Origin of the sequence: Thioclava sp. ES.031, from assembly GCF_002563775.1 — a bacterium.
GTDB lineage: Bacteria > Pseudomonadota > Alphaproteobacteria > Rhodobacterales > Rhodobacteraceae > Thioclava.
The window spans coordinates 2,171,611-2,183,930 of the sequence record NZ_PDJO01000001.1 but is presented as its reverse complement, the minus strand read 5'-3'; the positions used below and the strand labels follow the sequence as shown (position 1 = coordinate 2,183,930).

The window sequence follows — 12,320 nt, the reverse complement described above, 5'->3', positions numbered from 1 at the left end:
GACCGATCCTCACGATAAGCGCGAGGTGTGCCATGGCTGACGATCTGATCAATTCCTTCATGAATGTGCCCGATGAAAACGGGCGCTTCGGCATTTTCGGCGGCCGCTTCGTGTCCGAGACGCTGATGCCGCTGATCCTCGCGCTCGAAGAGGAATACGAGAAGGCCAAGACCGATCCCGATTTCTGGGCGGAGATGGACGATCTGTGGAAGCACTATGTCGGCCGTCCGTCGCCGCTTTATTTCGCGCCCCGCATCACCGAAGAGCTGGGCGGCGCGAAAATCTATCTCAAGCGCGACGAGCTGAACCATACCGGCGCGCATAAGATCAACAACGTGCTGGGGCAGATCCTGCTGGCGCGGCGCATGGGCAAGACCCGGATCATCGCCGAGACCGGCGCGGGCCAGCATGGCGTCGCCACCGCGACGGTTTGCGCGAAATTCGGCCTCAAATGCGTGGTCTATATGGGTGCCACGGATGTCGAGCGTCAGGCGCCGAACGTCTTCCGGATGCGCCTGCTGGGCGCCGAAGTCGTCCCGGTGAAATCGGGCCGCGGCACGCTGAAGGATGCGATGAACGATGCGCTGCGCGACTGGGTGACCAATGTGCGCGACACGTTCTACTGCATCGGCACGGTGGCGGGGCCGCATCCCTATCCGGCGATGGTCCGCGATTTCCAGTCGGTCATCGGCAAGGAAGTGCGCTGGCAGCTTGAAGAGCAGGAAGGCGAGGGTCGTCTGCCCGACACCGTGATCGCGGCGATCGGCGGGGGCTCGAACGCGATGGGCCTGTTCCATCCGTTCCTCGACGACAAATCCGTGCGCATCATCGGGGTTGAGGCCGGCGGTCATGGCGTCGACGAGAAGATGGAGCATTGCGCCTCGCTCACCGGCGGGCGTCCGGGCGTGCTGCATGGCAACCGGACCTATCTGCTGCAAGACGAGGACGGGCAGATCCTTGAAGGGCACTCGATCTCGGCCGGCCTCGATTATCCGGGCATCGGGCCGGAGCATAGCTGGCTGCACGACACGGGCCGCGCGGAATATGTGAACATCACCGATAAGGAGGCGCTGGAGGCGTTCCAGTTCTCCTGCCGTCTCGAAGGGATCATCCCCGCGCTGGAGCCCAGCCACGCTCTGGCCCATGTGATGAAGATCGCACCGGAGCTGCCGAAAGATCATATCATCGTGATGAACATGTGCGGGCGCGGTGATAAGGACATTTTTGCTGTGGCGAAGCATCTCGGCTTCGACATGGACGCATAAACTCAGGTTTACGACATACAACCTGAGGTTTATTGAGCCTCCATAACCCAATTGGCAATGGACCGGCGGGCGTTGTCCGCCGACCCTTTGCTCCGACGTCGCAGCCCGCGGCGGACAATTGTTCCGGAGGAGATAAAAGATGAAAATGAAACCTACCCTCGCCGTGTTTGCGGCTCTCGCGGTCTCGGCCCATATGGCCCAGGCGGAAGTGTCGACCCAAGGCATCGCGGACAATCTTCAGGCCAACGGCTTCACCAATATCGAGATCAAGGTCGGCCCGACCCAGGTGAAGGCCGAGGGTTACAACCCCGACGGCACCAAGATCGAAGTCATCTACGATCGCACCACCGGCAAGATCCAGAAACAGGAAACCTCCCGGACGCGCGCGGGCGAAGACATGACGCAGGGCGTGAGCGTCCGCGAGCAGTCGGAAGATTTCATGAACGCTGGCGAAGACGACCATATGGATGATCAAGGCGACGACCATTCGGGCAGCGACGATCACAGCATGGATGACGGCAGCGACGACGATCACACCACGTCTGATTCCGATCACAGCTCGGACGACAGCGGCTCGGACGACAGCGGCTCGCATGATAGCGGTTCCGACGACGGCGGCTCGCACGACAGCGGCTCGCATGACAGCGGCGGCTCGGACGGCGGCGACGACGACTGATCCGAACGGACTTGCCCGGTGCCATGTGCGCCGGGCATAATCCTCTGAAATGCCGCGTTCGCGCGCGGGGGGAGTTTTGCCGATGAGACTGCGCAGAGATCTGGCGATAGCCGCGCTGATCGGCGCGCTGAGCGTGCCCGTGGCGCCCGGGCTTGCCCGTGCCGAGACCGCGAGCGAAGCGGTCACCCGGCAGCTCAAATCCTACGGCTATCAGAACATCGATGTGCACCGCACCCTGCTGGGCCGCGTGCGCATCACCGGCACCCGCAAGGGCGTCGAGCGCGAAATCGTCATCGATCCGCGCAGCGGCGAGATCCTGCGCGACCTGTCGCGCTCCAGTCGCAGGCCGATCCTGAGCGACACCCCGCTGGGCGGCAACGCCTCGGGGACCTCTACCGAGACGTCCACCTCCGACCGCACCACGACGACATCCGATGACGACTCCTCCGACCACGATTCCTCCGACGACGCCTCGGACGATAGCAGCAGCGCGTCGAGCGGCGATGACGGCGGAAGCGATGACAGCAGCGACAGCGGCAGCAGTGATAGCAGTGATAGTAGCGACAGCGGCGATAGCGGTGGCAGCGACGATGGCGGGGACAGCGGCGATGATTGACGCCTTGCGCTGGCGGCCGGGAGGCGCGCAATGAACTCGCGTCTGCGCCGGGCGGTGTTTGTGGGGGCAATCTTGCTTTTCCAGGCGGTCTGCGCGCTTTTCTTCATCTCCGATATCCTGCTGTCTGTCTTCGGCCTCTATCCCGCGCCGATCAGCTGGCAGAACCGTGAAATCCTCGAACTCGGGGCGGCGCTCGGCCTCGTTCTGGGCCTCGCGCTCGGGGCCTTGGCCCTGGCAAGCGCTCTGCGCGAGGGCGCACGGGCAAAGGCGCGTCTGCGACGGGCGACCTCGGCCTTCGAGGACCTGCTGGAAGAGCGTTTCTCCGACTGGGGTCTCACCGGGGCTGAGCGCGAGGTCGCGCTTTTTGCGATCAAGGGGCTGAGCACGGCGGAAATCGCGGCGCTCCGCGAGACCTCCGAGGGCACCGCCAAGGCACAAAGCGCCGCGATCTACCGCAAGGCGGGGGTGAACGGGCGCGGTGCGCTTCTGAGCCTTTTCGTCGAGGACATGATGGATCAGCGCGCCGAGGCGGCGCAGCGCGAAGACACGGCGACGAAGCGCGGCGTGACGGCGGTGGCCAAGGGCTGAGCGCTCAGGCCCGGAGCGAGCGCGTATCCTCATAGGCGAAATCGATCAGCGCGCGCAGCTTGCGCGGCAGGCGCGGCCCGTCGAGATAGACCGCATGAAGCGGAATACGCAGCAGCGTCTCGGGCGGGAAAAGCGAGACCAGCCGCCCCGCCGCGATCTCCGGCTCCAGCACGAATTCCGGCCCGTAGGTGATGCCATGCCCCGCCAGCGCCAGTTCGCAGGCGGCGCGCCCGCTATTGACGCGGATCTGCGCCGGAACGGGCAGGGCGGCGATCTCTCCGCCCTCGCGATAGCGCCAATGCGGGATCGCACTGTGATTGGTGTCATGGATGCAGCGGTGGTCGGTCAGATCGGCGATCTGGGCCGGGCGGCCCGCGCGTTCGAGATAGGCGGGAGAGGCCACGACGCGCATCCCGATCTCGCCCAGCTTGCGCGCGCGCAGCGCCTGGTCGCGCAGCTGCCCGATCCGAAAGGCGAGGTCGATCCCCTCGGCGGCCAGATCGGTCGCCGCATCCGAGAGCGTCAGGTCGATCACCAGATCGGGGTGGGGGGCGGCGAAGCGCGCGAGCATCTCCGCCAGATAGACCTCGCCGAAGGTGACCGGCGCGGAAATCCGCAACACGCCCGAGAACCCGCGCGATTGTTCCGACACCGCGCCCAGAAGATCGTCGAGCCCGTCGAGCACGCTTGGCGCCTCGGCCAGCAGACGCTCGCCCGCAGGCGTCAGCCCGATCCGCCGCGTCGTGCGTTGCAGAAGGCGCGTGCCAAGGCGGTCCTCCAGCTCGGCCACGTATTTCGAGGCGAGCCGGTTGGAGATGCCCAGCTGCTCTGCCCCCGCGGTGAAAGAGCCCGCGCGGGCGGTGGCGACGAAGGCGCGGAGTTGTTCGGTGATATCCATCGCTATTCAGAACAAAACGGTAAAAGTCATTCCTGATAATATCCATTTTATTCGCGAACGGAATGGCTAATTTCCTCGCTGTAACGCGAACACACCGCACAGAGAGTGCGGTTACAGGAGACAGACCATGATCGACACCAAACTCGCCCCTTACGGCATCTTCGTTTTGCGCCTTCTGATCGGCGCGCTGTTCCTCGTCCACGGGCTGACGAAGCTGTTCGTCTTTACCCCGGCCGGCACGATGGGCTTCTTTGAATCTCTGGGCCTGCCCGGCTGGCTCGGCATCGTGACGATGGCGGCGGAAATCCTCGGCGGTATCGCCTTGATCACCGGCATCTATGCGCGGATCGTGTCCTTCGGGCTGGGGTTCATCCTGCTCGGCGCGGCCTTCACGGCGCATTGGGGCAACGGCTTCAGCTTCTCGAACCAGGGCGGCGGCTGGGAATATCCGGTGATGTGGGCCATCGTGCAATTCGCGCTCGCGGCTCTGGGTGACGGTGCCTATGCGCTGCGCCCGACCAAGCTGAAATGACAGGAGGAGACGATGGCGACCAGTGACGCAAATGTTGAAATCGGCCATGTGACCCTCGTGGTGCATGACCTCCCGGCGGTGGGTGCGTTCTACGAGAGCGTGCTCGGGCTGGAGCGGATCGCGGGCGACGCAAATGAGGCCCGCTACGGCGTCGATGGCAAGGTCCTCGTGATCCTCAAGGCCGACGCATCGGCGCGCAAATCGAGCCGGTCGGAAGCGGGGCTGTTTCACACCGCCTTCCTGCTGCCCGAGCGGCCCGATCTGGGCGCGTGGCTGACCTACGCCGCAGAGGCTGGCATCCGGCTCGACGGGGCGTCCGATCACCTCGTGAGCGAGGCGGTCTACCTGCACGACCCCGAGGGCAACGGTATCGAGATCTACCGTGACCGCGCCCGCGAAGACTGGCCGCGCAAGGACGGGATGATCGCGATGGTGACCGATCCGATCGACCTGCGCGACGTGATGGCAGAGGCCCGTGGCCCGTGGCGCGGTGCGCCGAAAGGCACGGTGATCGGCCACGTTCACCTTCAGGTGGGCGCGCTCGATCCGGCGGAGCCGTTCTATGCCGAGACGCTCGGCGCGGATGTGATGGCGCGCTATCCGGGGGCGAACTTCCACGGCTGGGGCGGCTATCACCACCACCTCGCCACCAATGTCTGGAACAGCCGCGGGGCCAAGGCGCGTCATCAGCCCGCGACCGGTCTGGTCGAGGTGGGGCTGAAGGCTGACGCCGAACCTCTCGCCGCCTTCCGCGAGGCCTATGGCGACAGCGTGGCCGATCCGTGGGGCACGCGCTTCACATGGTCCGCGAAGTGAACGCGAGATAAGAGAAAGGCGCCGGGCGGGCTATAGAAGACCTCGCCCGGTGCGCGGCGAAGCCGCAGGGCGTGCGCCTGCCCGTTCCGGCGGGCTGGCGCATCGTCTCCCGCGCGCAACGCTCCCGCTTCGGAGGGGTTTGGCTGGCATTAAGCGCTGCCGCTCGAAGCGTCCGAGCGCCACCCCACGGGCAGGCGTGCGGTGACGACATAAGAAAAAGGCGCCCGCGATGGGCGCCTTTTTCACTTACAGGATGTGGTTCACATGGCCCATCTTGCGGCCCGGCTTCACCTCGGACTTGCCGTAGAGATGCACCTGATACCGCGCGAGCTTCGCCAGCCCCGGCACCCGGTCCATATCGTCGCCGATCAGGTTCTCCATCTCGACATCGCAATGGCGCGAGCCGTCGCCCAGCGGCCATCCGGTCACGGCGCGGATATGCTGCTCGAACTGATCGACCGCGCTGCCTGCCTGCGTCCAGTGGCCCGAATTATGCACGCGCGGGGCGATCTCGTTCACGATCAGCGCGTCGCGGGTGACGAAAAGCTCGACCCCCATCACGCCGACATAATCGAGCTTGTTCAGGATCTTGGCCGCCAGCAGAACCGCATCGGTGCGCTGGTTGTCGGTGATCGCGGCGGGCACCAGCGTGGTGCGCAGGATGCCGCCCTCATGCTTGTTCTGGCCCGGATCGTAGCAGGAGATCGCGCCATCCTCGGCGCGCGCGCCGATCACGGAGATCTCCTTGAAGAACTCCACGAAGCCTTCGAGGATCGCGGGCGCGCCCTTCATATCCTCCAGCGCGGCGGCGGCCTCTTCGGGCGCGTTGATCACCACCTGACCCTTGCCGTCATAGCCGAAGCGACGGGTTTTCAGGATCGCGGGGCAGCCGATCTCGGCAATTGCTTCCTGCAGGTCCTCGATATCGTCCACGGCGGCGAAAGGCGCGGTGGCGAGGCCCAGATCGTTGAGGAAGGCTTTCTCGACCAGACGGTCCTGACTGACGGCCAGCGCCTTGCGGTTCGGGCGGATCGGCTTGAGGCTTTCCAGCAGATCGAGCGCCGAGGTCGGCACGTTCTCGAACTCATAGGTGATGACGTCCACGGCCTCGGCGAAGGCGCGCAGCGCGGCCTCGTCCTCATAGGGCGCGGTGGTCACCGCATGGGCCACGTCGCCTGCGGGCGGGTTCGCGCCCGGCTCGAAGATATGGGTCTTGTAGCCCAGACGCGAGGCCGCGACCGAGAGCATTCGGCCCAGCTGACCGCCGCCGAGGATGCCGATCACCGATCCGTAGGGCAGGGGCTCACTCATCTTCCGGCTCCTCCTTGATCGAGGCCGAGAGCTTCTCACGCCAGTCATCGAGCCGCTTCGCCAGTTCCGCATCGGACACGGCCAAGATCCCCGCCGCCATAAGACCGGCATTGGCGGCCCCAGCCGCGCCGATCGCCATGGTCGCGACCGGGAAGCCCTTGGGCATCTGCACGATGGAATAGAGGCTGTCGACGCCCGAGAGCGCCCGGGTCTGCACCGGCACGCCGATCACCGGCACGCGCGTCTTCGAGGCCATCATGCCGGGCAGGTGCGCGGCACCGCCAGCGCCTGCGATGATGACGTGCAGCCCACGCTCCACAGCCGTCTTGCCATAGGACCAGAGCCTGTCGGGAGTGCGATGCGCCGAGACGATCTTCGCCTCGTATTCCACACCGAGTTCGTCGAGAATTTCCGCCGCCTCTTTCATCGTGGACCAGTCGGACTGGCTGCCCATGATGATTCCCACTTTCACGCTCATGACGCCCCCTTTTCAGATGGAGGGCGCACTATAGGAATCTGTGCCGTCGCGGCAAGCCCCGGAGGCGCGCAGGCGCCGATCCGATTGGTCGGAGGTCGGGTTCAGGCGATGATGTCGGGGGTGAGCTGGTCTTCGATCCGCGCGATCTCGTCTTTCAGGGCCAGCTTTTGCTTTTTCAGACGCACAAGGCGCAGCTGATCGGAATGCACCGCCTGCGTGAGCGCCAGGATCGCCTCGTCCAGATCGCGGTGTTCGCGGCGCAGCACTTCCAGTTTCACCCGCAGCACTTCTTCATGATCCATCTCGAGATGGGCGTTCATATCCGTATCGTCCGGTTCTGGTTGCGCAAAAGATCATCCGCCCGACTCGGCCTCGGCCGTCAGGTGGGAGGGTCAATATAACAGGTTTCGAACGGGTTAGGAGAAAATTTGCCGTCAGCGTAAATGGTCGGCGGGGTCTTGCAGGGGGCTTCCACGCCGCCCATATTTGAGTAGTGGGCTGCCGAAGATCGGGGCCCGAACTTGCAACGTCGCTTCATCAAGGGCTTGCCGAATGACGAAACTGAGTTTTGGCGCACATCCCTACCTGCTGGGCTTCGACCAGCTGGAACGGCTGGTGGAACGCACCGCCAAGGGATCGGATGCCTATCCGCCGTATAACATCGAACAACGCGGCGAGGATGCGTTCCGCATCACGCTCGCAGTGGCAGGCTTCCGCGAGGAAGACCTCGCGATCACGCTCGAAGACCGGGCTTTGGTGATCCGCGGCCGTCAGAGCGAAGAGGACAGCGAACGCCTGTTCCTACATCGCGGTATCGCTGCACGGGCCTTTCAGCGCAGCTTCGTGCTCGCAGAAGGGGTCGAGGTCGCAGCCGCCACGATCGAGAACGGTCTTCTGCATGTCGATCTGAACCGGGCCCCGCCCGAGACGATTGTGCAGACCATCCCGATCGAGCGGAAATGAACAGGCAGGAAAGGAAACGCGCAATGAATACGGAATATGATTTCGGCGACAATGCCGAGCATCCCATCGTCTATGTCCGCGAAGTCGCGGTCGTCGATCTGCCCGAGGAAATCCGGGCCGAGCTGGACGATGTCGATCACCTCTACGCGGTGCATGACAGCGATGGCGAACGGCTCGCGCTGGTGAAGGACCGCAAGCTGGCCTTCTCGCTCGCACGGCAGAACGATCTGGACCCGGTCTCGGTCCATTGATCGGCTGAAAGGACGCGAAAGGCGCCCGGGGGATCACCCTCGCGGCGCCTTTTTCATTTCCAGATGCGAGATCGCGAAGGAGGCCGCGACGCATCCGGTAAACAGGTAAAGTCCCCAGGCCGTCTCAAGGCGTCCGACGCCCACGCCCTTCGCCACCACGATATAGATCGCGATCAGGAAGATATCGGCCATCGCGAGTTTGCCGAGGATATTGAGCGCGGGTGTCAGTTTCGGCGAAGCGAGATCGAACTGAATCAGCGCGATCCCGATCACCTTCAGATAGGGGGCAAACAGGGCGAGGAAGCTGACGAGCAGGGCGAGGAACACATCCGTCCGCCACAACGTCTGCAATCCGCTGAGTACCGAGATTTCCTCCAGCCCGAAGAAGGGCAGAAGCCCCGCGCGCAGAAGCGGCGCGGCCCAGGCGAGGGGGAAGAGCAGCAAGAGCGCCAGATTGGCGAATTTCAGCATAGGGCCTCGCGCGACGGATATCCCTCCGGTCTAGCTGAAAGCCCCTGCAAAGTCGCCAATTTTCAGCGCAGCGTTTCGATCGGCCCTTCGGCGCGTCCGTGAATGAACTGTTGGACGTAAGGGTCGGAAGTCGCATCCATTTCCGCGATCGGGCCTTCCCAGCGAATTTTGCCCGCGTGAAGCATTGCCACGCGGTCGGCAATCGCCCGGACCGAGGTCATGTCATGGGTGATCGTCATCGCGGTCGCGCCCATCTCGGTCACGATTTCGCGGATCAGCTCGTTGATGACGCCCGCCATGATCGGGTCGAGCCCGGTCGTGGGCTCGTCGAAGAAGATGATCTCGGGCTCTGCGGCAATGGCGCGGGCAAGCCCCACGCGCTTTTGCATCCCGCCCGACAGTTCCGCCGGATACAGGTCCGCCACATCGGGCGACAGCCCCACGCGGCGCAGCTTCTCAATCGCGATCTCGCGCGCCTCCGCCTTGGGCCGCTTCAGTGCGCCGCGCAGCAGGCGGAAGGCCACGTTTTCCCAGACCGAGAAGCTGTCGAACAGCGCACCGCCCTGAAACAGCATCCCGAAGCGGGCGAGGAACGCGTCGCGCTCTCCCTCATGCACATCGACCCCGTCGAGGGTAATCTTGCCGCCGTCGGGCTCGATCAGCCCGAGGATGCATTTCAGAAGCACCGATTTGCCGGTGCCCGAGCCGCCGATGATGACGGTGGATTGCCCCGTCGGCACCACCAGATCGACGCCGCGCAGGACGTGTTTCGATCCGAAACTGCGGGTTATGGCGTCGAGGGTGATCATGCCGAGAAGAAGGCCTCCGTCAGCACGTAATTCGCGGCGAGGATCGCGACCGAGGCGGCGACCACTGCCGACTTCGTGGCCCGGCCCACGCCTTGCGCGCCGCGGCCCGAATTCATCCCGTGATAGCAGCCCATCGTGGCGACGATGAAGCCGAAGGCCGCGCCCTTCACGAGGCCCGATCCCACGTCCCAGAACTCAAGGAAATCCCATGTGTTCTTGAGATAGGTGGCCGAGTTGAAGCCGAGGCGGTTCACGCCGACCATCCAGCCGCCCATGATCCCGATCACGTCGCCCACGCCGACGAGCATCGGCACGCAAAGCGTCGCGGCCAGCACGCGCGGCACGGTGAGATATTTCATCGGGTTGGTCGAAAGCGTGGTGAGCGCGTCGATCTGCTCGGTCACTTTCATCGTGCCGATCTCGGCGGCGATGCTTGAGGCCACCCGCGCGGCCACCATCAAACCGCCCAGGACCGGGCCCAGCTCGCGGACCATGCCGATCGCGGTGATCGAGGGCACGACCTGTTCGGCCGAGAAGCGCGCGCCCCCCGCGTAGATCTGCAGCGCGAGCGCGGCGCCGGTGAACAGCGCGGTCATTCCCACGACCGGCAGCGACAGCCAGCCGATATTGAGGCAGGCAAGCCAGAATTCGCGCAGGTAGAACGGCGGGCGGAGCAGGTGGCTCAGCGTCTCGCCCACAAAGAGCGACAGCCGCCCCGTCGCCGCCATCAGCGCGAGCGTGGCCCGCCCCAGCGCGGCCAGCGGTCGGCTGAGCGCCGCTGCATTCATGCGGTGGGCTCCGCGTAATTCCGGGCGTAGCGGGGGCCGAGCGAGGTCAGGATCTCATAGCCGATCGTGCCTGCCAGATCGGCCAGCGTATCGACGCCCTGATGCGGGCCAAGCAGATCGAGCGTGTCGGGCACCGTATCGAGATCGGTCACATCGACGGTCAGCAGGTCCATCGAGACGCGGCCCCGCAGCGGACATGCCGTGTCGCCTGCGTAAAGCGCGGTGATGTTCGACAGCACGCGGTGGATCCCGTCGGCATAGCCCGCCGAGAGCGTCGCGATCTTGGTCTCGCGCTCGGCGGTCCAGGTGTTGCCGTAGCCCACGGTCTCGCCGGGCTGGACCAGGCGGGTCTGAATCACCGGCAGCGAAAGGGTCGCGACGTGGCGCGCCTCCTCGAAGGGGCGTCCGCCATAGAGCCCAATGCCGGGCCGCGTCACGTCGAAATGATAATCCGGGCCCAGCAGGATGCCGCCCGTCGCCGCGAGCGAGCGGCTCAGCCCCATGCCGTCGGTCATCCGTTTGAACTCGGCCAGCTGCTTGGCGTTCATCTCGTGGTCCGGCTCGTCGGAACAGGCGAGGTGGCTCATCACCAGCTCGATCCCGCGCTCCATCAGCTGCGGGGCGGTGGCCTGCCACTCGGCTGCCTCCATCCCGAGCCGGTTCATCCCGGTGTCGAGCTGCACGCCCACGGGGCTTTCGGGGATCGCCTGCAGATGCCGCTGCGCCTGTTCGGCGGAGTTGAGCATCGGGATCAGACGCGCGTCGCGCAGGAAACCCGCATCGCCCGCCATATGACCGCCGAGGATGAAGATCCGCGCGTCCTCGCCCAGATGCGGGCGCAGCCTTGCGCCTTCCTCGGCCAGCGCGACGAAGAAGTCCCGCGCCCCCGCCTGATACAAAGCCGGGGCCACGCGCCCTGCGCCCAAGCCGTAGCTGTCGGCTTTCACAACCGCCGCCGTGCGCGTCGCCGCGCCCGATTGCGCATCGAGAGCGCGCCAATTGCTGACCACTGCGTCGAGGTCGATATGAAGATTTGCCTGTGCCATGGCCCCTTTTTCTGCGCACACGGCCTCAGGTCAAGGGCAATCCGCGCAAGCCGCGCGCATGGCTGCGTTTCAGGGAAAGCTGCGCCCGGTTTCCAGCCGCGCGAGGATGGCCTCCGGCCCGCCCTGATGCGCCTCCCAGATCAGCACGGCGCAGGCGGCCTCGGCATAAAGCCCGTTGTCGCGCCCGGCCTGCGGCGCCCAGTCGAAAGGCGAGGAGGGCAGGTCGGCGCGCGGCAGCGCCTGACAGCGCTCGATGCCCGAGCCCGGCCCGAGATAGCGCGGATCGTTCGAGACCAGCACCGAGAGCCCCTCGTCGAACCACGCGGGCATGCGGCCGCGCACCTGACCCAACACGCCCAGCCGGGCATGGGTCTCGGTATGGGTCAGCTCATGGGCGAGGATCGTCTCGGTCAGCCCGCGCGGGGCCACGCGCACCACCGCCCAAGCCCCGAGCGAATAGGTCACTGCCGCCGCACCCCGTCCGCCCAGCCGCCGGTCGCAGGCGTCGCTCGTGCAGGCGAGAATACGGGTATGGGCTTCGCGCGTCGGGTAGAATTGGGCGACCGTATCGCGCGCCGCATCGACCGTCTCGACCAGATCGCGCCGCTCTGCGCGGCTCATCTCATGTTCGACGAAAATGCCCGGCGCGGCCCGGTCCATTCCGAAACAGCGCGGGCACAGCCCCGCCGCCAGCACCGGGTAGAACCACAACAGCGCGAGCAGACCCAAGAGCCCACCCGCCAGAACTGCCAATGCTGAGACCCGGATGACGCGCCACATGCTCTCAAGATGGCGCAAGCGGCGTCTTTGAC

Annotated in this window: 17 protein-coding genes; 8 read left to right on the top strand and 9 right to left on the bottom strand. The window is 65.3% G+C overall.

The window, feature by feature from the left end; translation table 11 throughout:
• The first annotated feature begins 32 nt into the window (after positions 1–32).
• The 4 genes from trpB (at position 33) to AXZ77_RS10460 (ending at position 3,145) form a co-directional block, all read left to right on the top strand.
• Positions 33–1,265, top strand: a complete 1,233-nt coding sequence (gene trpB / locus AXZ77_RS10475) for a tryptophan synthase subunit beta (protein ID WP_098411106.1) — start codon at positions 33–35, stop codon at positions 1,263–1,265.
• A 139-nt stretch (positions 1,266–1,404) separates the two neighbouring features.
• Complete coding sequence (locus tag AXZ77_RS10470) at positions 1,405–1,941, top strand: PepSY domain-containing protein (protein ID WP_098411105.1); 537 nt, start codon at positions 1,405–1,407, stop codon at positions 1,939–1,941.
• An 82-nt stretch (positions 1,942–2,023) separates the two neighbouring features.
• The gene (locus AXZ77_RS10465) at positions 2,024–2,557 is read left to right on the top strand and encodes a PepSY domain-containing protein (protein ID WP_098411104.1); all 534 of its coding nucleotides are present in this window, start codon (positions 2,024–2,026) and stop codon (positions 2,555–2,557) included.
• A gap of 30 nt (positions 2,558–2,587) precedes the next feature.
• Positions 2,588–3,145 carry a helix-turn-helix transcriptional regulator gene (locus AXZ77_RS10460; protein ID WP_098411103.1) on the top strand — a complete coding sequence of 186 codons (558 nt, stop codon included), beginning with the start codon at positions 2,588–2,590 and terminating at the stop codon, positions 3,143–3,145.
• 4 nt (positions 3,146–3,149) lie between these two features.
• Here AXZ77_RS10460 and AXZ77_RS10455 read toward each other — a convergent pair whose 3' ends face one another.
• Positions 3,150–4,043, bottom strand: coding sequence for a LysR family transcriptional regulator (locus AXZ77_RS10455; protein ID WP_098411102.1), 894 nt, complete (start codon positions 4,041–4,043; stop codon positions 3,150–3,152).
• Positions 4,044–4,170: 127 nt separating this feature from the next.
• Between AXZ77_RS10455 and AXZ77_RS10450 the strand changes: the two genes are divergently transcribed.
• Positions 4,171–4,575, top strand: a complete 405-nt coding sequence (locus tag AXZ77_RS10450) for a DoxX family protein (RefSeq protein WP_098411101.1) — start codon at positions 4,171–4,173, stop codon at positions 4,573–4,575.
• A 12-nt stretch (positions 4,576–4,587) separates the two neighbouring features.
• Positions 4,588–5,391, top strand: a complete 804-nt coding sequence (locus AXZ77_RS10445) for a VOC family protein (RefSeq protein ID WP_098411100.1) — start codon at positions 4,588–4,590, stop codon at positions 5,389–5,391.
• 246 nt (positions 5,392–5,637) lie between these two features.
• On the opposite strand, the gene AXZ77_RS10440 is transcribed toward AXZ77_RS10445, so the two are convergent.
• The 3 genes from AXZ77_RS10440 to AXZ77_RS10430 all read right to left on the bottom strand — a co-directional run bounded on the left by AXZ77_RS10440 (position 5,638) and on the right by AXZ77_RS10430 (position 7,500).
• The gene (locus AXZ77_RS10440) at positions 5,638–6,702 is read right to left on the bottom strand and encodes a 5-(carboxyamino)imidazole ribonucleotide synthase (protein ID WP_098411099.1); all 1,065 of its coding nucleotides are present in this window, start codon (positions 6,700–6,702) and stop codon (positions 5,638–5,640) included.
• On the bottom strand, positions 6,695–7,180 hold the full coding sequence (gene purE / locus AXZ77_RS10435) for a 5-(carboxyamino)imidazole ribonucleotide mutase (RefSeq protein WP_098411098.1): 486 nt from the start codon (positions 7,178–7,180) through the stop codon (positions 6,695–6,697). The genes AXZ77_RS10440 and purE overlap by 8 nt, the downstream gene beginning before the upstream one ends.
• A gap of 101 nt (positions 7,181–7,281) precedes the next feature.
• The gene (locus AXZ77_RS10430; RefSeq protein ID WP_078520817.1) at positions 7,282–7,500 is read right to left on the bottom strand and encodes a YdcH family protein; all 219 of its coding nucleotides are present in this window, start codon (positions 7,498–7,500) and stop codon (positions 7,282–7,284) included.
• A gap of 232 nt (positions 7,501–7,732) precedes the next feature.
• On the opposite strand from AXZ77_RS10430, the gene AXZ77_RS10425 reads away from it, so the two are divergent.
• Both AXZ77_RS10425 and AXZ77_RS10420 read left to right on the top strand, forming a co-directional pair.
• Positions 7,733–8,143: an Hsp20 family protein gene (locus tag AXZ77_RS10425; protein WP_078540722.1), complete on the top strand. Its 411-nt coding sequence runs from the start codon at positions 7,733–7,735 to the stop codon at positions 8,141–8,143.
• 23 nt (positions 8,144–8,166) lie between these two features.
• On the top strand, positions 8,167–8,394 hold the full coding sequence (locus AXZ77_RS10420; RefSeq protein WP_078520815.1) for a DUF1150 family protein: 228 nt from the start codon (positions 8,167–8,169) through the stop codon (positions 8,392–8,394).
• Positions 8,395–8,427: 33 nt separating this feature from the next.
• On the opposite strand, the gene AXZ77_RS10415 is transcribed toward AXZ77_RS10420, so the two are convergent.
• The 5 genes from AXZ77_RS10415 to AXZ77_RS10395 all read right to left on the bottom strand — a co-directional run bounded on the left by AXZ77_RS10415 (position 8,428) and on the right by AXZ77_RS10395 (position 12,306).
• Positions 8,428–8,865: a paraquat-inducible protein A gene (locus AXZ77_RS10415; RefSeq protein ID WP_098411097.1), complete on the bottom strand. Its 438-nt coding sequence runs from the start codon at positions 8,863–8,865 to the stop codon at positions 8,428–8,430.
• 62 nt (positions 8,866–8,927) lie between these two features.
• On the bottom strand, positions 8,928–9,674 hold the full coding sequence (locus AXZ77_RS10410) for an ABC transporter ATP-binding protein (protein WP_098411096.1): 747 nt from the start codon (positions 9,672–9,674) through the stop codon (positions 8,928–8,930).
• Positions 9,671–10,462 carry an ABC transporter permease gene (locus AXZ77_RS10405; RefSeq protein WP_078520812.1) on the bottom strand — a complete coding sequence of 264 codons (792 nt, stop codon included), beginning with the start codon at positions 10,460–10,462 and terminating at the stop codon, positions 9,671–9,673. The genes AXZ77_RS10410 and AXZ77_RS10405 overlap by 4 nt, the downstream gene beginning before the upstream one ends.
• Complete coding sequence (gene alr, locus AXZ77_RS10400) at positions 10,459–11,508, bottom strand: alanine racemase (protein ID WP_098411095.1); 1,050 nt, start codon at positions 11,506–11,508, stop codon at positions 10,459–10,461. The genes AXZ77_RS10405 and alr overlap by 4 nt, the downstream gene beginning before the upstream one ends.
• Before the next feature lie 69 nt (positions 11,509–11,577).
• A complete protein-coding gene (locus AXZ77_RS10395; RefSeq protein WP_141536252.1) occupies positions 11,578–12,306 on the bottom strand; it encodes a hypothetical protein in 729 nt (242 codons plus the stop codon).
• Positions 12,307–12,320 lie beyond the last annotated feature (14 nt).

Coding starts and splice junctions, on each gene's coding strand:
- AXZ77_RS10425 (WP_078540722.1), top strand. CDS start 7,733: ATGACGAAACTGAGTTTTGGCGCACATCCCTACCTGCTGGGCTTCGAC.
- AXZ77_RS10460 (WP_098411103.1), top strand. CDS start 2,588: ATGAACTCGCGTCTGCGCCGGGCGGTGTTTGTGGGGGCAATCTTGCTT.
- trpB (WP_098411106.1), top strand. CDS start 33: ATGGCTGACGATCTGATCAATTCCTTCATGAATGTGCCCGATGAAAAC.
- AXZ77_RS10440 (WP_098411099.1), bottom strand. CDS start 6,702: ATGAGTGAGCCCCTGCCCTACGGATCGGTGATCGGCATCCTCGGCGGC.
- AXZ77_RS10465 (WP_098411104.1), top strand. CDS start 2,024: ATGAGACTGCGCAGAGATCTGGCGATAGCCGCGCTGATCGGCGCGCTG.
- AXZ77_RS10410 (WP_098411096.1), bottom strand. CDS start 9,674: ATGATCACCCTCGACGCCATAACCCGCAGTTTCGGATCGAAACACGTC.
- AXZ77_RS10430 (WP_078520817.1), bottom strand. CDS start 7,500: ATGAACGCCCATCTCGAGATGGATCATGAAGAAGTGCTGCGGGTGAAA.
- AXZ77_RS10450 (WP_098411101.1), top strand. CDS start 4,171: ATGATCGACACCAAACTCGCCCCTTACGGCATCTTCGTTTTGCGCCTT.
- purE (WP_098411098.1), bottom strand. CDS start 7,180: ATGAGCGTGAAAGTGGGAATCATCATGGGCAGCCAGTCCGACTGGTCC.
- AXZ77_RS10470 (WP_098411105.1), top strand. CDS start 1,405: ATGAAAATGAAACCTACCCTCGCCGTGTTTGCGGCTCTCGCGGTCTCG.
- AXZ77_RS10455 (WP_098411102.1), bottom strand. CDS start 4,043: ATGGATATCACCGAACAACTCCGCGCCTTCGTCGCCACCGCCCGCGCG.
- AXZ77_RS10420 (WP_078520815.1), top strand. CDS start 8,167: ATGAATACGGAATATGATTTCGGCGACAATGCCGAGCATCCCATCGTC.
- AXZ77_RS10415 (WP_098411097.1), bottom strand. CDS start 8,865: ATGCTGAAATTCGCCAATCTGGCGCTCTTGCTGCTCTTCCCCCTCGCC.
- AXZ77_RS10405 (WP_078520812.1), bottom strand. CDS start 10,462: ATGAATGCAGCGGCGCTCAGCCGACCGCTGGCCGCGCTGGGGCGGGCC.
- alr (WP_098411095.1), bottom strand. CDS start 11,508: ATGGCACAGGCAAATCTTCATATCGACCTCGACGCAGTGGTCAGCAAT.
- AXZ77_RS10445 (WP_098411100.1), top strand. CDS start 4,588: ATGGCGACCAGTGACGCAAATGTTGAAATCGGCCATGTGACCCTCGTG.